31 protein-coding genes and 1 tRNA gene are annotated in these 22,583 nt (G+C 64.6%); 26 read left to right on the top strand and 6 right to left on the bottom strand.

All coding sequences use genetic code 11. The annotated features are described in order from the left end of the window. Nucleotides 1-5: 5 nt before the first annotated feature. From J2X37_RS03065 to J2X37_RS03015, 11 genes are all read left to right on the top strand, one after another. Nucleotides 6-1,097: a hypothetical protein gene (locus tag J2X37_RS03065; RefSeq protein ID WP_310017577.1), complete on the top strand. Its 1,092-nt coding sequence runs from the start codon at nt 6-8 to the stop codon at nt 1,095-1,097. A 23-nt stretch (nt 1,098-1,120) separates the two neighbouring features. Then, nucleotides 1,121-1,318, top strand: coding sequence for a hypothetical protein (locus J2X37_RS03060; RefSeq protein WP_310017575.1), 198 nt, complete (start codon nt 1,121-1,123; stop codon nt 1,316-1,318). A gap of 96 nt (nt 1,319-1,414) precedes the next feature. After that, nucleotides 1,415-2,041 (top strand): phage baseplate assembly protein V, encoded by a 627-nt coding sequence (locus tag J2X37_RS03055; protein WP_310017573.1) that lies wholly within the window; start codon nt 1,415-1,417, stop codon nt 2,039-2,041. A gap of 5 nt (nt 2,042-2,046) precedes the next feature. Continuing rightward, on the top strand, nt 2,047-2,385 hold the full coding sequence (locus J2X37_RS03050; protein ID WP_310017570.1) for a GPW/gp25 family protein: 339 nt from the start codon (nt 2,047-2,049) through the stop codon (nt 2,383-2,385). A 16-nt stretch (nt 2,386-2,401) separates the two neighbouring features. Continuing rightward, on the top strand, nt 2,402-3,547 hold the full coding sequence (locus J2X37_RS03045; RefSeq protein WP_310017567.1) for a phage tail sheath subtilisin-like domain-containing protein: 1,146 nt from the start codon (nt 2,402-2,404) through the stop codon (nt 3,545-3,547). Nucleotides 3,548-3,623: 76 nt separating this feature from the next. Beyond that, complete coding sequence (locus J2X37_RS03040; RefSeq protein ID WP_310017564.1) at nt 3,624-4,133, top strand: phage major tail tube protein; 510 nt, start codon at nt 3,624-3,626, stop codon at nt 4,131-4,133. A 98-nt stretch (nt 4,134-4,231) separates the two neighbouring features. Continuing rightward, nucleotides 4,232-4,603: a phage tail assembly protein gene (locus J2X37_RS03035; RefSeq protein WP_310017563.1), complete on the top strand. Its 372-nt coding sequence runs from the start codon at nt 4,232-4,234 to the stop codon at nt 4,601-4,603. Continuing rightward, nucleotides 4,600-4,728 carry a GpE family phage tail protein gene (locus tag J2X37_RS03030; protein ID WP_310017561.1) on the top strand — a complete coding sequence of 43 codons (129 nt, stop codon included), beginning with the start codon at nt 4,600-4,602 and terminating at the stop codon, nt 4,726-4,728. The genes J2X37_RS03035 and J2X37_RS03030 overlap by 4 nt, the downstream gene beginning before the upstream one ends. Nucleotides 4,729-4,763: 35 nt before the next feature. Further along, on the top strand, nt 4,764-6,902 hold the full coding sequence (locus J2X37_RS03025) for a phage tail tape measure protein (RefSeq protein ID WP_310017558.1): 2,139 nt from the start codon (nt 4,764-4,766) through the stop codon (nt 6,900-6,902). A 12-nt stretch (nt 6,903-6,914) separates the two neighbouring features. Further along, nucleotides 6,915-7,289 (top strand): phage tail protein, encoded by a 375-nt coding sequence (locus J2X37_RS03020; protein WP_310017556.1) that lies wholly within the window; start codon nt 6,915-6,917, stop codon nt 7,287-7,289. 2 nt (nt 7,290-7,291) lie between these two features. Beyond that, nucleotides 7,292-8,320, top strand: a complete 1,029-nt coding sequence (locus J2X37_RS03015; RefSeq protein ID WP_310017554.1) for a contractile injection system protein, VgrG/Pvc8 family — start codon at nt 7,292-7,294, stop codon at nt 8,318-8,320. 104 nt (nt 8,321-8,424) lie between these two features. Here J2X37_RS03015 and J2X37_RS03010 read toward each other — a convergent pair whose 3' ends face one another. Further along, the gene (locus J2X37_RS03010) at nt 8,425-10,104 is read right to left on the bottom strand and encodes a DNA methyltransferase (protein WP_310017552.1); all 1,680 of its coding nucleotides are present in this window, start codon (nt 10,102-10,104) and stop codon (nt 8,425-8,427) included. A 269-nt stretch (nt 10,105-10,373) separates the two neighbouring features. Further along, nucleotides 10,374-11,066 carry a LexA family transcriptional regulator gene (locus J2X37_RS03005; protein WP_310017550.1) on the bottom strand — a complete coding sequence of 231 codons (693 nt, stop codon included), beginning with the start codon at nt 11,064-11,066 and terminating at the stop codon, nt 10,374-10,376. Nucleotides 11,067-11,153: 87 nt separating this feature from the next. Here J2X37_RS03005 and J2X37_RS03000 point away from each other — a divergent pair, with 87 nt between their 5' ends. The 14 genes from J2X37_RS03000 (at nt 11,154) to J2X37_RS02935 (ending at nt 19,770) form a co-directional block, all read left to right on the top strand. After that, nucleotides 11,154-11,465: a YdaS family helix-turn-helix protein gene (locus tag J2X37_RS03000; RefSeq protein WP_310017547.1), complete on the top strand. Its 312-nt coding sequence runs from the start codon at nt 11,154-11,156 to the stop codon at nt 11,463-11,465. Then, entirely contained in the window at nt 11,462-11,929 is a 468-nt protein-coding gene (locus J2X37_RS02995) for a hypothetical protein (RefSeq protein WP_310017545.1), read from the top strand. Before J2X37_RS03000 ends, J2X37_RS02995 begins: the two co-directional genes overlap by 4 nt. Nucleotides 11,930-11,937: 8 nt before the next feature. Beyond that, on the top strand, nt 11,938-12,291 hold the full coding sequence (locus J2X37_RS02990; protein WP_310017543.1) for an ogr/Delta-like zinc finger family protein: 354 nt from the start codon (nt 11,938-11,940) through the stop codon (nt 12,289-12,291). 11 nt (nt 12,292-12,302) lie between these two features. Next, a complete protein-coding gene (locus J2X37_RS02985; RefSeq protein WP_310017541.1) occupies nt 12,303-12,524 on the top strand; it encodes a hypothetical protein in 222 nt (73 codons plus the stop codon). A 109-nt stretch (nt 12,525-12,633) separates the two neighbouring features. Further along, on the top strand, nt 12,634-12,852 hold the full coding sequence (locus J2X37_RS02980) for a hypothetical protein (RefSeq protein ID WP_310017539.1): 219 nt from the start codon (nt 12,634-12,636) through the stop codon (nt 12,850-12,852). Further along, entirely contained in the window at nt 12,849-13,163 is a 315-nt protein-coding gene (locus J2X37_RS02975) for a hypothetical protein (protein ID WP_310017537.1), read from the top strand. The genes J2X37_RS02980 and J2X37_RS02975 overlap by 4 nt, the downstream gene beginning before the upstream one ends. A 145-nt stretch (nt 13,164-13,308) precedes the next feature. Then, entirely contained in the window at nt 13,309-14,025 is a 717-nt protein-coding gene (locus J2X37_RS02970) for a hypothetical protein (RefSeq protein ID WP_310017535.1), read from the top strand. A gap of 92 nt (nt 14,026-14,117) precedes the next feature. Next, a complete protein-coding gene (locus tag J2X37_RS02965; RefSeq protein ID WP_310017534.1) occupies nt 14,118-16,811 on the top strand; it encodes a toprim domain-containing protein in 2,694 nt (897 codons plus the stop codon). Next, entirely contained in the window at nt 16,811-17,320 is a 510-nt protein-coding gene (locus J2X37_RS02960) for a hypothetical protein (protein WP_310017532.1), read from the top strand. Before J2X37_RS02965 ends, J2X37_RS02960 begins: the two co-directional genes overlap by 1 nt. Further along, nucleotides 17,317-17,754 (top strand): hypothetical protein, encoded by a 438-nt coding sequence (locus J2X37_RS02955; RefSeq protein ID WP_310017530.1) that lies wholly within the window; start codon nt 17,317-17,319, stop codon nt 17,752-17,754. The genes J2X37_RS02960 and J2X37_RS02955 overlap by 4 nt, the downstream gene beginning before the upstream one ends. After that, the gene (locus J2X37_RS02950) at nt 17,751-18,086 is read left to right on the top strand and encodes a hypothetical protein (RefSeq protein ID WP_310017528.1); all 336 of its coding nucleotides are present in this window, start codon (nt 17,751-17,753) and stop codon (nt 18,084-18,086) included. Before J2X37_RS02955 ends, J2X37_RS02950 begins: the two co-directional genes overlap by 4 nt. 25 nt (nt 18,087-18,111) lie before the next feature. Beyond that, nucleotides 18,112-18,399, top strand: a complete 288-nt coding sequence (locus J2X37_RS02945) for a hypothetical protein (RefSeq protein ID WP_310017526.1) — start codon at nt 18,112-18,114, stop codon at nt 18,397-18,399. Next, a complete protein-coding gene (locus J2X37_RS02940; protein ID WP_310017524.1) occupies nt 18,396-18,578 on the top strand; it encodes a hypothetical protein in 183 nt (60 codons plus the stop codon). Before J2X37_RS02945 ends, J2X37_RS02940 begins: the two co-directional genes overlap by 4 nt. A 154-nt stretch (nt 18,579-18,732) precedes the next feature. Continuing rightward, nucleotides 18,733-19,770: a tyrosine-type recombinase/integrase gene (locus J2X37_RS02935; protein ID WP_310017522.1), complete on the top strand. Its 1,038-nt coding sequence runs from the start codon at nt 18,733-18,735 to the stop codon at nt 19,768-19,770. A 78-nt stretch (nt 19,771-19,848) separates the two neighbouring features. Here J2X37_RS02935 and J2X37_RS02930 read toward each other — a convergent pair. Beyond that, nucleotides 19,849-19,925, bottom strand: a tRNA-Met gene (locus J2X37_RS02930). An 80-nt stretch (nt 19,926-20,005) separates the two neighbouring features. Beyond that, on the bottom strand, nt 20,006-20,515 hold the full coding sequence (locus tag J2X37_RS02925) for a 2'-5' RNA ligase family protein (protein ID WP_310017520.1): 510 nt from the start codon (nt 20,513-20,515) through the stop codon (nt 20,006-20,008). Between J2X37_RS02925 and J2X37_RS02920 the strand changes: the two genes are divergently transcribed. Then, nucleotides 20,502-21,347: an alpha/beta hydrolase gene (locus J2X37_RS02920; protein WP_310017518.1), complete on the top strand. Its 846-nt coding sequence runs from the start codon at nt 20,502-20,504 to the stop codon at nt 21,345-21,347. The two genes, J2X37_RS02925 and J2X37_RS02920, sit on opposite strands and share 14 nt — an antisense overlap. A 15-nt stretch (nt 21,348-21,362) precedes the next feature. On the opposite strand, the gene J2X37_RS02915 is transcribed toward J2X37_RS02920, so the two are convergent. After that, nucleotides 21,363-21,905: a J domain-containing protein gene (locus J2X37_RS02915; RefSeq protein WP_310017516.1), complete on the bottom strand. Its 543-nt coding sequence runs from the start codon at nt 21,903-21,905 to the stop codon at nt 21,363-21,365. Between the two features lie 44 nt (nt 21,906-21,949). Then, nucleotides 21,950-22,477 carry a peptidoglycan-associated lipoprotein Pal gene (pal, locus tag J2X37_RS02910; protein ID WP_310017514.1) on the bottom strand — a complete coding sequence of 176 codons (528 nt, stop codon included), beginning with the start codon at nt 22,475-22,477 and terminating at the stop codon, nt 21,950-21,952. Between the last annotated feature and the right edge of the window lie 106 nt (nt 22,478-22,583).

Below are 22,583 nucleotides of genomic sequence, written 5' to 3'. Positions count from 1 at the left end.
ACACGATGCCTTTCACGATCACAGTCACCGACGCCGGCCGCGTTGCCCTGATCAACGCCGAACACACCGGCACCGCACCGGTCGCGATCACCGAAATCGGCCTGTCCGAAACGGCGATCGTGCCCGATCCGGCGGCGACCGTCCTGGTCGACGAAATCAAGCGGGTTTCGGCGATTTCCGGCGAAGTCGTCGCGCCCGACACGATCCATGTCACCATGTTCGACGACGGCCCCGACGCCTATTCGATGCGATCGTTCGGCGTTTACCTCGCCGACGGAACGCTGTTCGCGATCTACGGCCAGGCCGATCCGGTCGTCGTGAAAACCGCCGCGTCGATCGCCTCGCTGGCCGTCGACGTCCGGTTCGTCGACGTCAACGCCGAATCCGTCACGTTCGGCGACACGACCTTTTCGAACCCGCCGGCGACGACCGAACGCCAGGGCGTTGTCGAACTGGCGACCATTGCCGAAGCGATCGCCGGTATTGATGCACTGCGCGCCCTAACCCCCGCCGCCGGCCGCGCCGCGGTCCTGTCGTGGCTGCTGGGTCAGGACGGCAGCGGGTCAGGGCTCGATGCCGACATGCTCGATGGGCAGGACGGCAGCTGGTATGCGAACATCCCCGCCCGCCTGGGGTTCACGCCATTGGACGCGGCCGCCTTCACCGCGAACGCGATCCTGACCAGGATCAAGACGGTCGATGGCGCCGCTTCCGGCCTGGACGCCGACTTGCTCGACGGCAAACACGCGGCCGCCTTCCTGCAGGCTGTCGACGCGACGAAGTTCGGCAGCAATTCGGCCGGCACCTGGGAAAAGCGCGCAAACGGGTTTCTGGACCAGGCCGGTTTGAAAACGGGCAGCTGGACGAACGAAGCGGTCGTCGCGGTTTCCTTCCCCCTGCCCTTCGGGTCGGTCGGCGAAATCATCGCGATCAGCGTCACGCCCGTCGTTTCGACCGCGTCGATCTATCGCGATCTGTGGTGCCAGGTGATCAGCGGCACCGTCACGAAGAACGGGTTTTCGGTCCAGCTGCAGGCCGATGACGGCGACGATAACAGCTTGCAGGGGTTCTACTGGTCCGTTCGCGGCAAGCAGTAATCCCGACACGAAAGGCCCAGACCATGCGAACCCAGATCCGCGCCTACGATCCCGAAACCAGGACCGTCCCCGTCACCTTCTCGCACCGTGGCAAGATCCATCGGCGCGCCGTCAACGCCGTCCTGGACGATGCCGGCGCCTATGACCGCGACGCCACCCGCGCGCGCGTCGCCGAAGTCGCCCAGGGCGTCGAAGCCAAGATCGACGCCGGCCTGATCTGACATTGTTCCGGCCCGCGCGATCATGCCCGTTGTAAGCGCGGCCGGCACAACCCCGGCCGCTGGCCTGATCGCGCAGGCGCGCGCAAGGCATCGGCCATGCGCAGTCCCGAAGATGCCCCGACCGATCCCGACCAGCTGATCCGCTTCGGCGCGATCGCTGCCGTCGACCTGTCGGCGGCGCGCTGCACCGTGGAATTCGACGACGGCGCGATCAGCGGCCCGATCCGCTGGATCGAAAGCCGGCATGGCGCGACGATCACCTGGACCCCGCCCAGCGTCGGCGAACAGGTCGTGCTGTTGTGCCCCGCCGGCGAAATCGGCGCCGGCGTCGCGCTGCGCGGGATCGTCTGCGATGCCTTCCCGGCGGCCGACAACCGCGCGATCGACCTGATCCGCTTCGGCGACGAAGCGGTCCTGTCTTACGACGCGGCCGCGCATGCGATGGTGATCGAACTGCCCGCCGGCGCGACGATCACCGCCACCGCCGACGGCGGCGTCACCGTGAACGGTCCGGTCACGATCAACGGCGAAACGACCGTGAACGGCAATGTCCAGGTGAACGGCAACGTCCAGATCAGCGGCGATACCGGCGTCGGCGGCAATGTCGATTCGGGCGGCACTGTCACCGCCAGCAGCGACGTCGTCGGCGGCGGGGTCCACCTGAAAACGCACCGGCACACCGGCGTCACGACCGGCAGCGGCACGACCGGATTGCCGACATGATTGGCATGAACCGCGAAACCGGCGCGCAGCTGGACGGCGACGATCACCTGATCCAGTCGATCGGCGACATTCTGTCGACGCCGATCGGAACGCGCCCGATGCGCCGCGATTATGGCTCGCTGCTGTTCGAATTGCTCGATCGGCCGAACAATGCCGCAACCCGCCTGTTGTGCGTCATGGCGACTGCGATCGCGCTGGCCCGCTGGGAACCGCGCCTGCTGGTTCAGCGGGTCGAAGTCGCCGGCGAATTCGCTCTGGGTCAGATGATCATCACCGTCACCGGCCGCCGCACCGACACCGCCAGCCCGACGTCCGTTTCGCGCCTCACTGTCCCGATTTTCTGAAAAGGAACCGAACCCCATGCACGGAATCAAAACCAACGTCCTGACCGCCGGCACCCGCGCGATCACCACGATCGCCACCGGGATCATCGGCCTTGTCTGCACCGCCGACGATGCGGTCGACGAAATCTTCCCGCTGGATCGCCCGACCCTGATCACCGATCTGCGCCGCGTGATCGGCGATGCCGGCACGACCGGCACCCTGAAACCGACGCTGGAAGCGATCGCCGACCAGGTCGGCCCGATCCTGATCGTCGTCCGCGTCGCCGAAGCCGAAGAAGATCCCGAAAACCCCGGCGCGCAGGACACCCTGGTCATCGGCGACCAGATCGACGGCGTGTTCACCGGCCTGCAGGCATTGCTGGCCGCCGAAGTCCAGACCGGGTTCCGCCCGCGGATCCTGGCCGCGCCGGGCCTCGATACGCAGGACGTCACGACCGAACTGGCCGTCATCGCAACCAAGCTGCGCGCGATGGCCTATGCCCGCGCGATCGGCGAAGACATCGCCGCTGTCGCCCTCTATCGCGCCAACTTCTCGGCCCGCGAACTCATGCTGATCTGGCCCGATTTTACCGGCCCGTTCGTGGGCGATGCGGTCGCCCGCGCGGTCGGCCTGCGCGCGCTGATCGACGAAACGCAGGGCTGGAACAAGACGCTGTCGAACGTCCCCGTCGCCGGCGTGACCGGACTGTCGAAGGATATTTATTTCGACCTGCAGGACGACGAAACCGACGCGGGCACCCTGAACGCGGCCCAGGTGACGACGCTGGTCCGCACCAACGGGTTCCGATTCTGGGGGAACCGCACCTGCAGCAGCGAGCCCCTGTTTGCCTTCGAAAGCGCCGTCCGGACCAGCCAGGTTCTGCAGGATTCGATCGCGGCCGGCCTTCTCTGGGCGATCGACAAGCCGCTGACCGTCGGCCTGGTCCGCGACATTCTCGAAACGATCAACGCCGATTTCCGCGCCAAGGCGGCGGCCGGCCTGATCGTCGGCGGCTCGGCCTGGTTCGACCAGGCGCTGAATTCGCCGACTGACCTCGCCAACGGCAAACTCGTCATCGACTACGACTTCACGCCGACGGCCCCGATGGAAGGCCTGCAGCTGAACCAGCGGATCACGGCGAAGTATTACGCCGACTTCGCCAACCTTCTCGCGGCGGCCTGATCGGATCCGGCGCGCAACCCCTTCACCTGATGCCGGCCAGCCCTTCCCCTGACCCGGCGCCATAGGAGCAAAGACAATGGGCCTTCCCAGCAAACTGAAGAACATGAACCTGCACGGCGACGGCGACAGCTATATGGGCGTCGTCGCCGAAGTGACCCTGCCCCCGCTCAAGATCGTGACCGAAGACTGGCGCGGCGGCGGCATGGTCGGCGCGGTCGCCGTCGACCTGGGCCTGGACAAGCTGGAAATGGAATTCGTCGCCGGCGGCCTGCTGGTCCCCGCGATCCGCAAGTTCGGCGCCGCGGCGCACGACGGCACCATGCTGCGCTTTAACGGCGCCTATCAGGCCGACGACGGTTCGGCGGTGAAGGCCGTCGAAGTCGTGTCGCGCGGCCGTTATGTCGAAATCGACATGGGCGGCGCCAAGCCGGGGGATGACACCGAACACACGTTCAAGTCGGTCCTGTCCTACTACAAGCTGTCGATCGACGGGCGGACGGAAATCGAAATCGACATGGTCGGCGGCGTGTTCATCGTCGACGGCATCGATCGCAACGCCGAAATCCGCGCCGCCCTGGGCGCCTGATTTCGCCAACCCTCTCCGCTCTGGCGCGAAAAAGCGGGCGCGCCAGGGCGGGGAACCCCGCACCGCCTGCCCGCTGATCGCCCTGAAAGGTTCCCGCTATGACCGAAGCCACCCCCGTCGCCGATGCGCCGGCCACCGAAACCACCGGCAAGCCCCGGCCCTACACGATCACCCTCGCCGAACCGATCGAACGCGAAGGCGGCAACGTGACCGCCCTGGCCTTGCGCAAGCCAAAGGCCGGCGAACTGCGCGGCCTGTCGATTTCGAACCTGGTCAATTCCGACGCTGGTTCCATCATCACCGTCCTGCCCCGGATCTGCGACCCGTTCATCACCGAAGCCGAAGCCGGCAACCTCTCGGCCGAAGACTTCGCCGAAGTGGCGGGAACGATCGTCGGTTTTTTTATGTCGGCCGCGCAGAAACAGCAGATCGCGCAGCTGACCGGCGCGATCGTTCCGTCGACGCCATGATCGCCGACGTCGCGGCCGTGTTCCATTGGCCCCTTTCCGAAATGATCGGAATGGATTTCGACGAACTGGCCGCCTGGCAGGATCTGGCGGTCGAACGGTTCAAACAGATGAACCGAACCGCCTGACCGCCTGACCCTGAACCGCCCGAAAGGCCGCCCGAATGTCGAACAACCTGCTGAACCTGATCGTCCAGTTCACCGGCGTCGACAAGCTGTCGGGCGGCCTGAAAAACATCATCGGCCTGGGCCGCTCCGGCGGTCAGGTTCTGGGCGGGATGCAGCGCGAAGCGCGCGGCCTGGAACGCGAACTGCGCGACGTTCGGCGCCAGCTCGAAAGTGCGACCGGCGACGTCACTGCCCTTGCGAACCAGGAACGCGAACTGGAACGCCGCGTCCAGGGCGCGAACGAAGCGATCCGCCGCCAGCGCGACGAACTCGCGCGCCAGGGCCGCAACGCGAAAATGGACGCGCGCGGCCAGGAACTGCAGGCGGCCGGTCAACAGCAGATGATCAGCGGCGCGACGCTGCTGACCCCGATCGTGATCGCCGGCAAGGCGGCGATGGATTTCAGTTCGGGCATGGTCGACATTCAGCAGAAAGCGAACCTGACCAATCGCGAAACGCGCGCGATGGCCGACAATATCCTGCGCGCGGCCGAAGCGGCACACCGCATGCCCGAAGACATGCGCGCCGGCGTCGACACCCTCGCTGGCCTGGGCCTGGATCCGCGTCAGGCCGTCCAGATGATCGGCCCGATCGGCCAGCTGGGGACCGCGTTCAAGGTCGACATGGCCGACGGCGCCGCCGCCGCCTTCGCGAACCTCAACAATCTGAAAGTCGGGCTCGGCGATACCGCCCGCGCGCTCGACATCATGGCCGCCAGCGGCAACGCGGGCGCCTTCGAAGTGAAGGACATGGCGAAGCACTTCCCCGGCCTGACTGCGCAGATGCAGGCGCTGGGCCAACACGGCGTCGGCGCAGTCGCGGATCTGTCGGCCGCCTTGCAGATCGCGCGCCAGGGCGCAGGCGATGCCGACGAAGCCGGGAACAACGTGAAAAACCTGCTGGCGAAGATCAATTCGCCCGCGACGATCAAGGCGTTCCAGAAAAACTTCGGCGTCGATCTGCCCGCCGCGATGAAAGCGGCCTACGCCAAGGGTAGGACGCCGATGGAAGCCCTGGCCGAAATCACGCAAAAAGCGACCGGCGGCGACCTGTCGAAGATCGGGTTCGTCGTCGAAGACATGCAGGCACAATCGGCGCTGCGCATGCTGATCCTGAAAATGGACGAATATCGGGCGATGCGCGCCCAGATCGCGAACAGTTCCGGCACCATCAGCCAGGCGTTCAACCAGCGCGAACTGCAGGACGGGAACGTCGCCTGGGCATCGTTCCTGAGCACGGCAAGCCGCCTCGCGATCACCTTGGGGACGACGCTTCTGCCGGTTGCGACCCGCTTCCTGGGCATGGTCAATTCGATCCTGTCGCGCGTGTCGGCCTGGGCGCAGGCGAACCCGCAGCTGGCCGGAACGCTCATGTCGCTGGCCGCTGGGTTCGCCGTGATCAAGATCGGTCTGGGCCTGACCATGTTCCTGTTCGGCGGCACCCTCTCGGCCGTCGCGAAACTCCTGCCCTATCTCGGCATGGCGCGAACCGCCGTCCTGCTCCTGGGCCGCGGCGTGATGCAGGCCGGCCTGATGATGATGGCAAACCCGATGGTCGCGCTGATCGTCGGGATCGGCCTCGCCCTCGCCGGCCTCGCCTATCTCGTTTATGCGAACTGGGATCGGATCAAGGCGGCGTTTTCGGCGGGATGGTCGGCGGTCAAGTCGGTCCTGGCCGCCGCGCCTGGCTGGCTCCGGTCGCTGGGCGGCCAGATGATGCAGGGCCTTTTGTCGCTGATCGACCCGTTCGGCCTGCGCAATCGCCTGCTCGCTGTCGCGCGCAACGGGATCGCCGCTTTCAAGTCGTTCTTCGGGATCAAGTCGCCGTCGCGCCTGATGATGCAGATGGGCGGCCATATGACCGAAGGCCTGGGCATCGGCCTCGATCGTGGCGGCCAGCGTCCGCTGCAGGCGATGGGCCGCCTGTCGGCCGGCCTGGCCGGCGCTGGCCCGACGGCCGGCGGCATGGCTGGCGGCGGCGCGCCTGGCGCAACCCAGGGCGGCGCGGGGAAATGGGAAATCCACATTCACCAGCGCGACGGCGAAGATGCGCAGGCGCTGGCTGAACGGGTCGCGCGGATCATCGATCGACGCGACGGCCAGCGCGGCCTGGCAACCTACACCGACCAATTTTAAGGATCCGGCCCGATGCTCGCTGCCCTGGGAATGTTCGTTTTCGAAACCGACAGCGCCCTGTTCGATGAACTCGCGCGCACCCGCAACTGGCGCCATGCGACGACCGATCGGTTCGGCGCGCGGCCGGCCAGCCAGTTCACCGGGCCCGGCGCCGACACCGTCACCCTGACCGGCAAGATCGTGCCCGCGATCGCCGGCGACTATTCGTCGATCGCGAAGCTGGTCGACATGGCCGACGACGGCGACGCGCTGCCCTTGTCCGATGGGTCGGGGAATATCCTCGGCCAGTTCGTGATCGAATCGGTCGACGAAAAACACGCGAACCTGGTCGACACCGGCAAGGCGCGTACCGTCGATTTCACCCTGTCGCTGCGCCGGGTCGACTGATCATGGCCCAGCAGGGCGCCGATCGCGCATTCAGCCAGCCCCGCGCCGCCTGGTCGGTCAGGATCGACGGCGGCCAGGATCTGACCGACAGGTTCGAACCGCTGCTGGTTTCGCTGCGCCTCACTGAACAGCGCGCCGAATCCTGCGACGAGCTCGAGATCGTTCTGGTCGATCGCACCGGCGAAATCGAACTGCCACCCGAAGGGTCCCGCCTGCAGGTTTCGCTGGGATGGGAACGGGGAACCGGCGTCGCGATCGGCCTGGTCGACAAGGGGACGTTCCTGGTCGACGAAGTCGCCTGGGATGGGCCCCCAGACAGGATCACGCTGCGCGCCCGCTCGGCCGACATGGCGAAGTCCTTCCGCACCCGCCGAACGCGAACCTGGAACGGCAAGACGATCGGCGAAATCGTCGGCCAGGTCGCGGCCGACAACGGCCTGAATGCGGCATGTCATCCCGATTTCGCGGCGACCGTCGTGACGTCGGTCGAACAGGCGAACAAGTCCGATATGCAGCTGCTGCGCGACTTGGGCCGCCGCTATGACGCGATCGCGACCGTGAAGGATGGGAACCTGATCTTCGCGCCGATCGGCGCCGACACGACCGTCGGCGGGTCGCCGATCCCGTCGATCGAACTGACCCGCTCGGCGGGTGATCGCTATTCCTACCGCCGCGCGTCGCGGGAAAAGGCCCAGGACGGCGCCGAAGCGACCTGGCACGATCAGGGCGCCGCAAAACAGAAAACCGCCTCGCACGGGGGCCAGAACCGCAAGCGGCTGAAACGGATCTATGCCAGCCAGGCCGACGCCGACGCTGCCGCCAAATCGGAAACGAACCGCCTGGCGCGCGCCGCGGCCAGTTTCGAAGTCACGCTGGCCTACGGCGACGCCGCGATCGCCGCTGGCATGAAAGCGACCCTGTCAGGGTTCAAATCGGAAATCGACGCGAAGACATGGCGGATCGCGCGGGTCGAACACGAAATGGACAGCAACGGATTCCGCTCCCGCCTGGAAATGGAAACAGCTGGCTAATCCCAACGCTGAAGGGTCTTTCGAATTTCGACCGGCGGCGTGGGCGGCGGGTTCCTGCAGACCTCCATTTCGGAATTAGTAATTATGGGCTTAAGGCGCTGTATCTAGCGTCCGAGCGGTAGTGACGGCTGCGCCACCATCCGGGCTTTCGCGACGGTGGGAGTGTTGAAACGCTTCCCTGCCAAAATATCGCCGACAGTCAGCATCTGCATCTTGGGGTATTGGACGCCCATCACATCGAGGTAGCCAGCATCGCCCATTTCAGTGGCGAAGTTCTTGGTCTTGCGGTCGCCCATTTCGCCCATAATGATAAGCCCGGCCATTGCCGCCTGATCGCGCTCAAGGACGCCCCGCAAACTACGGACGTTCTCCTTGGTGACGTGCTTGCCGCCCTTGACCTCGATTACCATGCTTTCCAAATCGGCCGAACCGGGGAGCGAGAAATAGAGCCGCCCGTCAATGCCGCCGTCTGCGGTCTTTTTGGTGGTCACGAACCCATCCACTTGCTCGATTGCCCACTTCTGGAACTGGTGCTTGTCGCGTTCCCAGAGGTCCTGAGCGCCCTCGGCAGATTCAGGAATGCCCTCGACTGTGAAGTCCTTGCCCTCCACTAGTCCCAGACGGTCTTCGAGGCGCACCTTGGCCACACGCTTGATGGCATGAATGGCGATATCAATCCCTATCCACTTACGCTTCAACCCGTGCGCGGCCTCTACGGTGGTGGCGCAACCGGCGAAGGGGTCGAGGACAGTATCGCCCTCGTTCGTGGACGCCTTGATAATCCGCTCTAGCAGAGCCACGGGCTTCTGAGTTGGATAACCAAGCCGTTCCGCCGCTTGCGATCCAATGGGCCGAATATCGCTGATAATGTCTTGTATGGGGTTGCCTTCGGCCACCGCCAGATAGCGCTTGTATTGCGGCACAGAGCCCCGTGGCGGCCAATAGATCAGCCCTTGATCGTCTAGCACGTCAAGCCTCTCCTGGACGCTCATATCGGCGTATCCCGGGGGATGCTTGAACCACGGCGGAAGCGCCCGGTCTGGGGGAAGTTCCCAGTGCCGCCCTTTTGGCGTCGGATCTACACCTCGCCACGGCTCGCCCGACGAACCACCGCGCTTACCGGGACCGTCCAGCGTCACATAACGATAGCGGCCATGGCGATCTTCGTGGCGGTAGAAGTCGTCGATATAGGACTGGTCGTATTTCTCGAAGGTCCGGTTCCAAGTGTAGCTGTCGCTGCGCGTGTAAAAAAGGATCGTATCGTGGATGGGCCCCCATTTCTTGGCCCGACCGTGCGCCCCGGTGCGTCGCCAGATGATCTCGTTTCGGAAATTCTGGTGCCCGAAAATGCTGTCCATCATCGCCTTGATGTAGTGCGAGGCGGTAGGGTCGCAGTGAAGGTAGATCGAGCCAGTTGGCCGCACGATAGATCGCAGCGGTAGCAGCCGTTCCGTCATGTAGGAGAGATAGGACAAGAGCCGCGGTTGCGCGTTGCGAAGCGCTGCCATCCAGTGCCGCCACAGTTCGGCAACCTCGTCCGGAATCCCCGCGTCCCGCATAAGAACGGGCATCATCTTGATCTCTTGGATACGCTCCGGCGACAGTTCCCAGAGGTCGTTGAAGGCGTCGATTTGCTCCGGCAATGGCCTGCCCGTTTCATCCTCGTAGATCGCCGCATAGTCGCGGTTCGAGTTGAACGGCGGGTCCAGATAGACGAGGTCAACACTCCACTTGGGCATGTCGCGCAAATGGGTGAGGCAATCGCCATAAAGCAGCCGGTTCATAACTACTAGTTCCGCTCCATTTTATCGTCGAAAGCCTTAACCAGATTTTCGCGCACCTTGGGCATGGGATGCTCCGCCATTTTACCGGCAGTCACTCCTGCGCGCAGAGCGTCAAAGTAAGCTGCGCTTAGTGACCTCTCATCAAAAAGTGCGACGGCGGCCGGTCTACGGCAGGCCAACACCGACGATTCCAAGTCGGAATGAACAGCGGCAATGCAGGCGTCCAATTGTGCAGCGGACGCCATTCGCAAAAACAAAGACGTCAATTGTCAGACCTTCCGAACGACCGCGACGACCCGGCCCAGGATGTGCATTTCGTCATCGTATGCGATCGCGTCGCTAACATTTGGATTGTCCGACATGATCGACACACCCCCGTCGCGTGTCGGTCGCAGCCGCTTAATCGCGCCGCAATCGTTCCAGGCGACCGCCCAGATCTTGTCGGTCATGTTCAGCGTCCGCTGCGAACAGTCGATCAGCATCAAGTCGCTATCGAGCAACGTCGGGAACATCGAATCGCCAGCACCTTGCGCGAACAGCAGGTTTTCGGGATCCGACCGCGTATATTGCCGCAACCATTCGCGCGAAAAATGGCGCGAATGCTCGGTAACGGGAACGTCCATATAAGTCGCGCCCATGCCGAACGTCAGATCCAGTTCGCGCACCGGGACGACCTCGCCGGTCATCTCCTGGGGAACCGGCTCACTGGCCTGGGCCACGTAGGCCAGGCGCCGATCCTGCATCGCAGCCCCTAAATCGTCCGGTTCGTCACTTTCGCCGGTCAGATATTCCGGCGTCGTGCGCAGCGCCCGCGCGATCGCGTAGATCTTCGCCGTGTCGGTCGTTTCTCCCCGAACGATCTTGCTGATCGCCTGCGGCGTCACGCCGACGGCACGCGCCAAGGCTGCTTGGCTCATGTCCCGCAAGTCCAGCAAAGACCGAAGGCGTTCGGGCAAAATCATGCCCCGACCAATCGCAACTTAGGTTGATTGGGGATAGTCAATTCTGGTTGTTGACGCCCGCAACAATGGTTGATACTAGCGTCAACTATGGTTGATGATCTTTCCCCGTTCGAGGCTCTGAACCTCGCCGCCGACAAGCTGGGTTCGCAAGCGAACTTGGCCCGCATTTGCAACGTGTCGAACACCGCAGTCTGGAAATGGCTGCAGTCGTCGAAGCGGCTCCCCGCCGAACACGTTCTGGCCGTGGAAGCCGAAACCGGCATTTCGCGCCATGATCTTCGCCCGGACATTTACCCCCGCAACTATCCGCCTGCCCCTGAATTCCTGGGCGTAGATAGCGGGCGACTGAATGTCCCGTTCAATTCCCGCCATGCTTTGCAATCGGATCGCGTTGCGTGACCAAGCGCCGCGAACCGATCACCTTCCACCGCGCGCTGACGATCGTCGCCGCGCATATCGGATGGGACCGCTGCGCCGCGATCTGCGGCGTGACGGAACGTGCCGTCCGTAACTGGTCGGATCCTGACACCGACGCCGAAATCCGCCTGATCGACGCGCGCCGGCTCGACCAGGCGTATCTGGAACACGGCGGCGCCGAACCGCCCTTCATGCAGGTTTACAAGCTGCAGCTGGAACTGGCCGCCCTGTCAGCGACCGAACGCAGCAAATGCCTGGGCCTGGCCGCCAGCAACGCGGCGAAAGAAGGGGGCGAAGCCTTCGCGGCCCTGATGCGCGCCGCCCTTCCCGGCGCGGGCGCCGCCGATCGACGCCGCGCCGAACGCGAAGCCGAAGAAGCGATCGCCGCCCTGCACGAAGGGCTTTCCATTCTCCGCAACGAAACCGGCAAAGCCGACTTGGGATAGGCGACAAAATGGACGGGGGTCACAACATCGCAGAACAGATCGCGGCGGCGCCGTCGGTCAGCTTCGTCCACGACGACGCCGATCGCAGCGGTGACCTGCGCTGCCCGCATTGCCGGTCGACCGTGTTGCGCCGGACAAGCCGCGAAATCACGCCGACCTTTCGCGAACTGTTTTACATCTGCCGGAACGCCGCTTGCGGCCATTCCTTCAAGGCATCGCTGTCTTACGAATACGGCCTGTCGCCCAGCGGCATCCCCGATCCGGCCCTGAACCTGCCGATGCGTCCGATGGAACGCATGCCTGGCGAGACAATCCCGGCACCCGGCGCGCTGCCGGATCCCAATCAACTGAACCTTTTCTGATGGGGGAAACCATGCCCGATTCCGTCAAGCCCGTCGCCGACTCCGCTCGCCGCGTCCGCTTCGAAGAAATGACCGCCGGCGCCGAACTGGATCGCCTTCGCCGCGTCCAGTTCCAGCGGCCGCTGCGATGGAACGAAATCGAACGGGTCCATCATCTGTTGGATCTGACCGCGCGGCGCCAGCAGCGCCTGGCTCGCGAACGCGCCCTGCGCGCCCTGCAGGTCGCGCTCTGATGCTGGCCCGCCTGATCGTCGGCGTCGCCACTCTCGCCACCATTTTCATCGTGTTCCTGCCCGCGATCACCGACGGGAAGTGGGCGCAGCTTTGGGATCTGATCGCGAAATGATCGACCAGTTCGACCCCCCGCTGGCACCCGCCGCCGCCGCCGCGTTCCGGGCACTTGCCGATTGCAAGGTTATCCGTGGCGCCCTGCATCATCGCGGTCTGTCCGAACTCGCCGCAATCGGCGTCGCGTCTGCGCGGCCCGTTTCGGCCCGCCCCGGTTATGCCGACTGGCGACTGGCGACCGATTTCACCGCCAGCATGGAGCGCGCGGCATGACCGGCATCCTGAATTTCTCGCCCGCCCTGGCCGAAGTCTTCGCCGAACGGATGCGTCAGATTGACCAGTTCGGTCATTCGCCCGACGCCGACTTCGACGCCTACTGGAACGCCGACGACGGTCGCACCCGCCTCGCGGCGATCGGCGCCCGTTTTGCCGACGGCGCCCGCGATCATATCAGCGTCGGTTCGCTCAAAGCGGCCCGCGCCTATGCCCTGCGCGCCGCGGCAACGAACCTCGCACTGATCGAACTGATCGACCGCGTGACAGATCACACCGCGACAGCGACCGACCTGGGGGACGCCGCATGATCGGCGACGACCGTCCGCGCGGAATGGCGAACATAACTTGGCCGACCTGGCTTGGCCTCGCTCTGCTGGCCGGCGGGTTCTGGGCAGGCCTGGGCGATGCCTTGGGAATTTTTCAATGACCGCCGGCAACCGATCGACTGCGGTCATGGAACGCCGGATCGAACCGGCCGACAGTCTCGACTATTTCCCGACCCAGCCTTGGGCAACCCGCGCGATCTGCGAATTCCTTATCCGCGATCTGGGTCAGGATCTGTCGTGGCAAACGGCATGGGAACCGGCCTGCGGCGAAATGTTCATGGCCGACCCGCTCGCCGAATACTTCGGCACCGTGATCGCGTCTGACGTTCACCGCTACAGCAACCGGCACGGCCTGCATGATTTCCTGTTGCCGGGTGCGACATATGCGCGGCCTGACTGGATCATCACGAACCCGCCGTTCCGCCTGGCCGACAAGTTCATCGCCAGGGCGCGCCAGATCGCTCGCGCCGGCGTCGTCATGTTCGTTCGGTCGTCCTTCGCCGAAGGCGGCGCCCGCTATGGTGAACTGTTCGGTCCCGATTGTCGGCCGTCCTGGGTCGTCACTTACAGCGAACGGGTCGTCCTGCTGAAAGGCCGCCTGATCCGTTCCGGATCGCCGGATCCGTTCAATCTCGACGCGGCCGGCCAGCCCATGAAGGCCAGCAGCGCGACCAGCTATAGCCTGATGATCTGGACGCCTGGCGATCACGACACCCGGCACCGCTGGATCGCTCCCTGCAGGGCGCAGCTGGAACGCGACGCCGACTTTCCCGCCTACGCCGAACAATGGGCCAGGATCCGCCCGCCGGTCGACCCGCCGGCACAATTGGCCCTGATCGCCTGACCTAACTCCACCTGCACCCGAACCCAGATCCCCGCGCGCCAGGCTCGATCCCGGCGGCGCCCTCGCCTTGCCAGAAAGAACGAACACACGACATGCGCGACGACATTCGAATCGAAGTCCTGAAACGGGTCCGCTCCGACTATGGGTTCGGCGACCAGGCAGGGGACTGGCTGCAGAAGGGCCGCTGCCCTCAATGCGGCAAAAAGGAACTGTTCACCGCCGCCGCGAAACCCTGGATGCTGCGCTGCGGCCGCTCGAACCGCTGTGGTTGGGAAGGCAGCGTCCGCGAACTCTATCCCGACATTTTCGACAACTGGTCGACCAGGCACAAGGCAACCGAAAAGGATCCGAACGCAGCGGCCGATGCCTACCTGGCGCACGGTCGCGGCCTCGATCTTCGCTTGCTGCGCGGATCCTATGGCCAGGAAACCTATCACGACCGCGATCGCAACCTGACCAGCGCGACCGTCCGCTTCCCCTTGCCGAACGACAGCTGGTGGGAACGACTGATCGACCAGCCAGGCCGGTTCGACAAAAAGGCCCGCTTCGCCTGGGGCAAATCCTATCAGGGCCATTGGTGGCAGCACCCGCAACAGGATCTGGCCGCGCTCGCCAACGCCGACGAAATCTGGCTGGCCGAAGGGATCTTCGACGCGGCCGCGCTCGCCCAGGCTGGCAAAATCGCGGTCAGCCTCATGTCGGTGAACAACTATCCGACGCACTCGCTCGACGCGCTGCGCAAGGCGATCGCGAACGGCGACAATGCCGCGCGCAAGGGTCCGGAACTGATCTTCGCGTTCGACGTCGGCAAGGCCGGCACCGAATACACCCGCAAGTTCGTCGCCCGCGCCCGAAGGGAAGGCTGGGAAGCAAGCGCCGCCCAGCCCCGGCCCGAAGGCGAAACCGACAAGCTGGACTGGAACGATTTGCTGCAGCGCGATCGCCTGGGCGATGCCGACTTCGATTCCTACCGCTGGAACGGCCGTGTCCTGATCGCCCAGGACGCATTCGAAAAGGCGTTCCTGATCTGGCAGCGCCGGCCCCAGGCTGGCTTCCCCGTCACCTTCAACAGCGAACTTTTCTGGGCGACGTTCAGCCTGTCGAAGATCGACGAAATCGTGAAGGAACTGAACGAAAACCCGGACTGGAAAGACCGGCCGATCGAAGAACGCCGGATGAAAGCGGCCGAACAGGCCGGCGCGATCAAGCGGATCTGCAACTGCGATTTCCGCACCCTCTATTTTCAGCGCAACCCGGCGACCGACGAAAGCCAATACTATCTGCGGGTCGACTTCCCCGTCGATCGGGCGGCCGTGAAAGCGGGTTTCACTGGCGGCGCGCTGGCCGCCAGTTCGGAATTCAAAAAACGCCTGTTGTCGGTCGCCCCTGGCGCGATCTGGACTGGCTCGGCCGACCAGCTGGATCGCCTGGTTCAGACCCAGACCCGCCGGATCAAGACCGTCGAAACGGTCGAATTCACCGGCTACGATCGCAAGCGCGACGTTTACCTGCTGGGCCAGGTCGCGGTTCGCAAAGGCCGCGTTCACTATCTGAACGACGAAGATTTCTTCGACTTCGGCGATTGCGCCCTGAAACTCGCGACAAGCGAACGCCTGCTGGAAATCGAATTCGACGCCGATCGGGTTCCCGTCGATTGGGTCGGCGACGTCCTGACCGCCTTCGGCATGAACGGCCTGGTCACGACCGCCTATTGGCTGATGACGCTGTTCGCCGAACAGATCCGCACCGAAACCAAGTCGCTCGCCTTCCTGGAAATGACCGGCCTTCCCGGCACCGGCAAATCGACCCTGATCGAATTCCTCTGGAAGATCTGCGGCCGCGAAAATTATGAAGGCTTCGACCCGACCAAGGCGACCGCCGCGGCGATCGCGCGCAACCTGGGCAAAGTGTCGAACCTGCCCGTCGTCCTGATCGAAGGCGACCGGAACGAAAGCGCGCCCCATGCGCGCCGGTTCGAATGGGAAGAACTGAAAAGCCTATACAACGGCCGCGCCACCCGCTCGCGCGGCGTGAAGAACGGCGGCATGGAAACGTTCGAGCCCGATTTCCGGGGCTCGATCATCATCGCCCAGAACGATCCTGTGAACGCCTCGCCGGCGGTCATGGAACGGATCATGGGCCTGCACTTCGACAAGTCGGGTTTCACGACCGAAACGAAGGAAGCGGCCGAAAGACTGGAACAATGGCCGGTCGAAGATCTGTCGGGTTTCGTGATCCACGCCCTGCGCAAACAGGCCGAATTCATGGAAGCCTGGCGCGGCTGCTACAAGCGGTATTTCGCCGAACTCGAAACCCGGTCGGGCGTCCACAACCTGCGCTTGCTGCGCAATCACGCGCAGCTGGCCGCCGCCCTCACCGCCATGCGCTGCATCGTCCCTATCAGCGACGCAACGCACCGCGCGGGCCTCGAATTTATCGCCGACATGACGAAGACGCGGCAGCTGATCGCAGCGTCGGAACACCCGACGATCGAAAAGTTCTGGGGGATCTTCGACTACCTGGTCGAAATCGAAGCCGACGACACGAACCGGCCGCTGAACAATCACCGCAAGGCCGACGAATTCATCGCGGTCAGCATCCCGCAATTCATGGAACGCTGCAGGGCGCACGGCCAGAACCCGCCGACCGAAGACGAACTGCGCAAGCACCTGAAAGCGTCGAAGGCCCGCAAGTTTATGGGCCAGAAATCGGTGAACGCACCGAACGGCAAGATCTTTCAGTGCTGGGTTTTCCAGCGGCCGCTGTCCGAACGGTCGGTGATCTGATGACCGCCGCACCGCTCGCCGAAGTCGCCTTCGATTGTCCCGATCTGCGCACCCGCCGCTTGGTCGACGGGATCGAACGCGATGACGATCGGCCCGCCTACGCCTTCGAATGGGCCGCGCTCTGGGGACAATGCCGCGTCGCCCTCGCCCGGCGCGAACGAACCTATCCTGCGATGATCGCAGAAAAGCGGATCGACCAGGCCGACGCCGACGCCGACGTCGCAGCCTGGCGCGCTCTGGCCGCCGAATGGGAATGGATCTGCACCGGCGAAGGCGCGCTGCCGCCGCCGGCGACCCTGCCCGCTCGCAAGCGCGCGACCGAACTGGCCCTGAACCGGGTCGGCGAAGAACTGCGACGCGGCCGCCGGTCGGCCGAAAACGAAATTCAGCAGCTGCTGATCCAGGCGATCGCCTGGCACTTGGCGCGAACCCGCTTCGGCGCGCCGGCCGTGCATTTCTGCGCGGCCCTCAATCACGGATTCGAAGCGCAACGAAAGGGAACGGAATGACCACGAAGCACGAAACGACGCCGACCGACATTGTCCGGATCTGGTTCGGCCGCCGCGGCGCATGGCTGATGCAGGATTGCGAAGGCTTCACGACGCGGGTCGAACAGGCCGGCCTGTTCCGCCGCGAAAAGGCCGACCGCCTGACCGCCGACATGGGCCGCGAAACCAGGATCGAACTCGACCTGGTCGTCGCTTCGCGCCCGCCGCGCGCCTTGCATGTCGTCCAAGCGCCAATCGAAGTCGGACAGCCAGGCCTGCGCGACGTCCTGGAACGCCACCTGCGCGCTCTGTCGGTCACGGCATGCCTGCCGACCGGCCAGGCCGCCATGATCGAAGCGGAAACCGCCGACCAGCTGATAGAAGATCTGCAGGCAATGCGTTGGCCCGCCTTCACGATCCGCCCTGGGCACTTGGCCGATGGGTTGCCGGCATGATCGACGAACAGACCTTGGCCGCGATCACGGCGACCGACGAAGATCGCGCGGCGTTATTCCTGGCGCGCGGCCATGCCGATTTTCCCGAACTGGCCGGCCTGTTCGCCAGCCACCGCGAAGCCGCGACGACGCCGATCGGCGCCGACCTCGCCGGCGACGCGGCTCAGGTGATTGAAAGCCTCATCGACCATCTGGGCGTTTCTGATCACCTGATCGAAGTGAACGGCCGCTGCCTGACGGCCAGCGGGATCCTGAACAGGCTGGCCGCGCCGCAAGCGAACTGCCCCGAATGTTCGAAGATCCTCGCGATCTGCGACTGCCACCCGTTCTGAAAAGCCCAGCAAAGGAATATCCCGCATGAGAGAACAGCTTGGAAATTCGGTGATAGGCTTCGACCGCAAAGGCGGAAAATCGCCGCTCCCCGAAACGATCTGGCTTGTCGTCGCAGAATGGAAAGGCGGCCACGACCGACGCGACTTCCGCCTGATCAATACCTACACCAACGAAAAGGTCGCGCGCGCGGCATGGGATGAATTGACGCCGGAACGCCATAATCGGGTTTGCGGGTTCCCGGTCGACTTCGACGCCGGCTTTGTGCGGCATCCCATGCGTCGTTACGACCTCACCTTGAACCCCGAACCATGATGCAGCTGCGCCCGATCCTGGACAGCGACCGCACGATCGGCGCCCGGCGACTTGTCGTCGGCACCGATCGCGTCGGCCGCGTCGCGACCTGGACAGGCACCGCCTGGGCCTTCGCGTCGGATCCGGCCCGCGAAATCCTCGACGCCGAAGCGATCGGCGAAATCGACCTGGACGAATAGAACATGACCGCGAAACGACGCCTGGTCCCCCTGTCCGAAGTGAAAGAGGCGCTGGAGTTTCTGCGCCAGGAAGGCCTCGAAATTGCCGCCGTTGACATTCGGTCGGACGGCGTGACCTTTTGGCCGCCTGCGACTCAGGGGGAATTGTCGGCGTATGACCGCTGGAAAGCAAAAGACCAGGGCAATGCCGGGCCTGCACATAGTCGCTAAACCGACGAAGGTCGGCCCGCGCTGGTATGTCTATGCTTGGCGGGGCGGCCCTTGCATCGCGAAGGTCGAAGGCCCGCGGCCGATCATCACCCGCGAACTACTCGACGCGCAGTATCATGCCCGCCAGTCCGCGCACGGCCGAACTGCGGAAACGATCGACTGGCTGATCGCAGAATATGAGGCCAGTCCCGAATATGCGCGGCTGAAAGACAGCACCCTGAAAGACTATCGCCTTTGGCTGACCAGGATTTCGGCCAGGTTCGGATCCGCGCCGGTTGAAGCGTTCAACGATTGGCGCGCGAAAGGCGACGTCATTAACTGGCGCAACGAATGGGCCGCCCAGCCTCGCACGGCCGACAAGGCCGCCGTGATGATGACGACTCTGCTGAATTGGGCAGTCAGCAACGGCCGCGCGAAATCTCACGCGATCGAAGGAATCGAGTCGCTGCACTCAGCCGACAAGTCCGAACAGATCTGGGAGGAACGGCACTGGCAGGCAGTTGCCGCAATCGACGATTTTCCGGCCCATGTCCTGCAAGCGATCCGCCTCGCCAGCCTGACTGGCCTTCGCCTGGGCGACCTGGTCGCGCTCGACTGGTCGCAGGTTTTCGAAAAACAGATCACGATTGAAAAGACCCGCAAGCGCGGCGGTCGCGCCGTGATCCCCATTTTCGCCGATCTGGCTGCGTTCCTGAAACAGATCGGCCGCAAGACCGGCCCGGTGCTGTTGAACAGTCGCGGCAAGCGATGGACAGTCAGCGGCCTCGAGACCGTCTGGCAGCGTCGCAAGCCCGAAGGCTTCGACCGCACCTTGCACGACCTCCGCGGGACGTTCGTCACCTATCTGGCTGTGAAAGGCCTGACCGACGAACAGATCGCCCGCATCGTCGGATGGACCGCACAGAAGGTCGCCGAAATCAGGGCGCGCTACGTCGATGAAGCGCGGGTCGTCGTCAGCTTGGTAGACCGCCTGTCGAACTGAAAAGTTTACAGGTCACTGTAAACCTGCCCAATCGGCCGAAAATCGTCTTTGAAAATAACGCTGATTTGCAAGGGTTTATGGTAGCGGAGGAGGGACTTGAACCCCCGACACGCGGATTATGATTCCGCTGCTCTAACCAGCTGAGCTACTCCGCCCCATGGGCCGTGCCGCGCCGCTTGGCGGCGGGCAGGCGCGCCTCTTAGGCGGGTCGTTCCCGCCGGTCAACACCTTCGATTCATGCTCTGCCTCGAAAAGCGTAGCGGGCGGCGAAACTCCACGGCCCCCCTTCGTAGAAGTGCAGTTCGAGCGCGGGAATGGCGAATTCGCGCGGGGGGATGCGCGCCGCCAGTTCGGCCTGCAGCGCCCTCGCCTCCGCGGGATCGACCTTGTTCTGGACAGTGACGTGCAGCCGGGGTCGGTGATTGTCTTGCGCCGTGAGCGAGCCTGCGAAACGATCCGCGATCGCGGCACGAACGGCCAGCAGCGCGCGGCTTTCGATGGCCAGCGCCGTCCCCCGCCCCAGGGACATCACCCCGGTCAGCGCGGCGGCCGGCGGCGGATGCGTGGCGGCAAGGTCGGCAAGGCAGCGCCGCGCCTCCCCCTCGCACGAAGGCGGCAACGCATGGAACAGGGTGAGGTGCGCCGCGATCTTGTTGCGCTCCGGCGGGAAATGCGCGCGGCGCAGGCCATCGGCGAGGGCGAAGAGATCGGCCGGCAAGGCGGCGGTGACGATGAGCGGGCGCACGCCGCATCGTGATCCGGGCAGCCTCATGTTGGCAAGCCCGGTTTCACAGGTTACCAACCTGCCGATGATCGAGACACGCATTCTGCTGATCCACGGCGCCGCGGCCGACGCGCGGTTGTGGCAGCCCGTCGTTGCCGCGCTTCCCGCCGACTGGCAGGTCGAGGCCATCACGCTCACCTATTTCGGAGAGAGCGACTGGCCCGACGACGGCGCTGCTTTCGGAACCCGTCTGCACGCCCGCGAGGTTTGCGAAAAAGCGGCAGCGATGGGGGGCGACGTGCATCTGGTGGCATGGTCCTATTCGGTCCATGTCGCGCTGCAGGCCCTGCTCGATGCCCCGGCCCTGTTTGCCTCGGCCCTGCTCTACGAAGCGGCGCTCGGCCAGTATATCGCCGACGATGCCGGTCGCGAGGCATTCGGCAAGGATGCCGGCAGTCTGTTCGGCGCGGTCGGGGCAGTGCTGGAAAAGGAAGGCACGGTCGCCGCCGTTCGCCAGCTTGTCGGCAGGGCCTTTGCCGCGCTCGCGCCCGAACGGCAGGCGATGTACCTCGCCAACCACAGAATGATGCCGCTGCTGATGGGAAGAGGCGAACCGCCGACGAAGATCGGGCCGGAACAGCTTGCAACGATCGAAGCGCCGGTGCGGGTCGCCATGGGCGCCGAAACGCGCCCCGCCTTCGCGATCCCCAGCCGGGCGCTGGCCGCGGCCCTGCCCAATGGCGAACTCGACGAGATCGCGGGCGCGGATCACTTTTTGCCCGAAACCGCCCCGCTGCTTTTCGCGGCAATCATCGAGGAATCGGTGGAGAAGCTCCGCTCCGACCGGATCTGAAAAGGATAGCGGGACTTAGTCCTGCGGCCCGGCCCACTGCCGCCGGTCCTCCGCCGCGCGAAGAACCTCGTAGGCCAGTTGCAGCTTGTGGAATTCCGCCGCCGCGTTCGCATCGCCCGGCTTCACGTCGGGATGGACTTCCTTCGCCTTGTTGCGCCAGGTCTTCTTGACGGTGGCAAAGTCGACGTCGGGGTCGAGGCCGAGCGCATCGAGCGCATTCAGTTCGTCGCGGCTGCGCGAACCGTCGCCCGAACCCGCCCATCCGTAATGCGCGCTTTCGCGGTAGCCCGCGTTGTCCCGCTGTTCCTGCGCGGCGCGGGCGGCGGCCTCCTCGGCATCGAGCCCTGCGAAGTAGTCCCACCCCTTATTGTATTCGCCGGCGTGCTTCTGGCAGAAATACCAGCGCTCCGGACTGTTCGGGCTTTTTGGAGCCGGACAGTCGCCCACCTCCTCGCAGCCGACCCGGTCGCAAAGGCGCACACTCTGCGCCTCGCGACCGGCTTCGTAGCCGCGCCAGCGGGGAAAACCCCAGTCAATGGATCGCTTCGATCGGGCCATGACGGGTCCCTAGCCCGAAACCGGGCCAAGGGATACCTCTGCGGTCAATCGATGGTGACGGTGACCGCGCGGCGGTTCTGCGCCCACGATGCCTCGTCCGATCCCAGCGCCTTGGGGCGCTCCTTGCCGTAGCTGACGGTCGTGATCCGGCTTTCCGACACGCCGAGGCCGACGAGATAGTTCTTCGCCGCATTGGCACGACGTTCGCCGAGCGCGAGATTGTATTCGCGCGTGCCGCGTTCGTCGGCATGACCTTCGATCGTCAGGCGCTTGGTCGGATACTGGAGCAGCCACTGCGCCTGGCTCTGCAACACGGCCATGTCGGCGGAATCGACGGTGTATTCGTCGGTGTCGAAATAGACCGTGTCCGAAGCGACGCGCGCGACGAAGTCGGCTTGGCTGCCCGGGGTTGCCGCGCCGTAATCGCCGCTGCCGGTGTCGGGCGCCGTGGTCGTCGGCGTGCTTGGCTCGGGCGGCAGTTCCTTGGGCGTGGTCTTGCACGCGCCGAGAACGAGCGAACCGGCGACGATCAGCGCAAGCGGCGCGACCATGCGAGAGCGCGAATGAGACATGGCGGGGGTTCTCCTAACGATCTTGCCCGGACCGGGTGTCGCGGGCGGGGGAATTGGCGAGACGAACGGTGCGACCGGGTCCGTCCGCTCGTGTGTGATCAACTAA

Origin of the sequence: Croceicoccus sp. BE223, from assembly GCF_031457155.1 — a bacterium.
GTDB lineage: Bacteria > Pseudomonadota > Alphaproteobacteria > Sphingomonadales > Sphingomonadaceae > Croceicoccus.
The sequence above is the reverse complement of the archived record's forward strand: the minus strand, read 5'-3'. Positions and strand labels throughout refer to the sequence as shown.

Excerpts from the sequence above, each read along its gene's own strand:
- pal (WP_310017514.1), bottom strand. The coding sequence starts at position 22,477 with ATGTCTCATTCGCGCTCTCGCATGGTCGCGCCGCTTGCGCTGATCGTC.
- J2X37_RS02945 (WP_310017526.1), top strand. The coding sequence starts at position 18,112 with ATGAGAGAACAGCTTGGAAATTCGGTGATAGGCTTCGACCGCAAAGGC.
- J2X37_RS02960 (WP_310017532.1), top strand. The coding sequence starts at position 16,811 with ATGACCGCCGCACCGCTCGCCGAAGTCGCCTTCGATTGTCCCGATCTG.
- J2X37_RS03055 (WP_310017573.1), top strand. The coding sequence starts at position 1,415 with ATGCGCAGTCCCGAAGATGCCCCGACCGATCCCGACCAGCTGATCCGC.
- J2X37_RS02955 (WP_310017530.1), top strand. The coding sequence starts at position 17,317 with ATGACCACGAAGCACGAAACGACGCCGACCGACATTGTCCGGATCTGG.
- J2X37_RS02980 (WP_310017539.1), top strand. The coding sequence starts at position 12,634 with ATGATCGACCAGTTCGACCCCCCGCTGGCACCCGCCGCCGCCGCCGCG.
- J2X37_RS02950 (WP_310017528.1), top strand. The coding sequence starts at position 17,751 with ATGATCGACGAACAGACCTTGGCCGCGATCACGGCGACCGACGAAGAT.
- J2X37_RS02915 (WP_310017516.1), bottom strand. The coding sequence starts at position 21,905 with ATGGCCCGATCGAAGCGATCCATTGACTGGGGTTTTCCCCGCTGGCGC.
- J2X37_RS03015 (WP_310017554.1), top strand. The coding sequence starts at position 7,292 with ATGGCCCAGCAGGGCGCCGATCGCGCATTCAGCCAGCCCCGCGCCGCC.
- J2X37_RS02970 (WP_310017535.1), top strand. The coding sequence starts at position 13,309 with ATGGAACGCCGGATCGAACCGGCCGACAGTCTCGACTATTTCCCGACC.
- J2X37_RS03035 (WP_310017563.1), top strand. The coding sequence starts at position 4,232 with ATGACCGAAGCCACCCCCGTCGCCGATGCGCCGGCCACCGAAACCACC.
- J2X37_RS02940 (WP_310017524.1), top strand. The coding sequence starts at position 18,396 with ATGATGCAGCTGCGCCCGATCCTGGACAGCGACCGCACGATCGGCGCC.
- J2X37_RS03065 (WP_310017577.1), top strand. The coding sequence starts at position 6 with ATGCCTTTCACGATCACAGTCACCGACGCCGGCCGCGTTGCCCTGATC.
- J2X37_RS03040 (WP_310017564.1), top strand. The coding sequence starts at position 3,624 with ATGGGCCTTCCCAGCAAACTGAAGAACATGAACCTGCACGGCGACGGC.
- J2X37_RS03000 (WP_310017547.1), top strand. The coding sequence starts at position 11,154 with ATGGTTGATGATCTTTCCCCGTTCGAGGCTCTGAACCTCGCCGCCGAC.
- J2X37_RS02975 (WP_310017537.1), top strand. The coding sequence starts at position 12,849 with ATGACCGGCATCCTGAATTTCTCGCCCGCCCTGGCCGAAGTCTTCGCC.
- J2X37_RS02935 (WP_310017522.1), top strand. The coding sequence starts at position 18,733 with ATGACCGCTGGAAAGCAAAAGACCAGGGCAATGCCGGGCCTGCACATA.
- J2X37_RS03030 (WP_310017561.1), top strand. The coding sequence starts at position 4,600 with ATGATCGCCGACGTCGCGGCCGTGTTCCATTGGCCCCTTTCCGAAATG.
- J2X37_RS02990 (WP_310017543.1), top strand. The coding sequence starts at position 11,938 with ATGGACGGGGGTCACAACATCGCAGAACAGATCGCGGCGGCGCCGTCG.
- J2X37_RS03045 (WP_310017567.1), top strand. The coding sequence starts at position 2,402 with ATGCACGGAATCAAAACCAACGTCCTGACCGCCGGCACCCGCGCGATC.
- J2X37_RS03050 (WP_310017570.1), top strand. The coding sequence starts at position 2,047 with ATGAACCGCGAAACCGGCGCGCAGCTGGACGGCGACGATCACCTGATC.
- J2X37_RS03020 (WP_310017556.1), top strand. The coding sequence starts at position 6,915 with ATGCTCGCTGCCCTGGGAATGTTCGTTTTCGAAACCGACAGCGCCCTG.
- J2X37_RS02965 (WP_310017534.1), top strand. The coding sequence starts at position 14,118 with ATGCGCGACGACATTCGAATCGAAGTCCTGAAACGGGTCCGCTCCGAC.
- J2X37_RS03060 (WP_310017575.1), top strand. The coding sequence starts at position 1,121 with ATGCGAACCCAGATCCGCGCCTACGATCCCGAAACCAGGACCGTCCCC.
- J2X37_RS03025 (WP_310017558.1), top strand. The coding sequence starts at position 4,764 with ATGTCGAACAACCTGCTGAACCTGATCGTCCAGTTCACCGGCGTCGAC.
- J2X37_RS02920 (WP_310017518.1), top strand. The coding sequence starts at position 20,502 with ATGAGCGGGCGCACGCCGCATCGTGATCCGGGCAGCCTCATGTTGGCA.
- J2X37_RS02985 (WP_310017541.1), top strand. The coding sequence starts at position 12,303 with ATGCCCGATTCCGTCAAGCCCGTCGCCGACTCCGCTCGCCGCGTCCGC.
- J2X37_RS03010 (WP_310017552.1), bottom strand. The coding sequence starts at position 10,104 with ATGAACCGGCTGCTTTATGGCGATTGCCTCACCCATTTGCGCGACATG.
- J2X37_RS03005 (WP_310017550.1), bottom strand. The coding sequence starts at position 11,066 with ATGATTTTGCCCGAACGCCTTCGGTCTTTGCTGGACTTGCGGGACATG.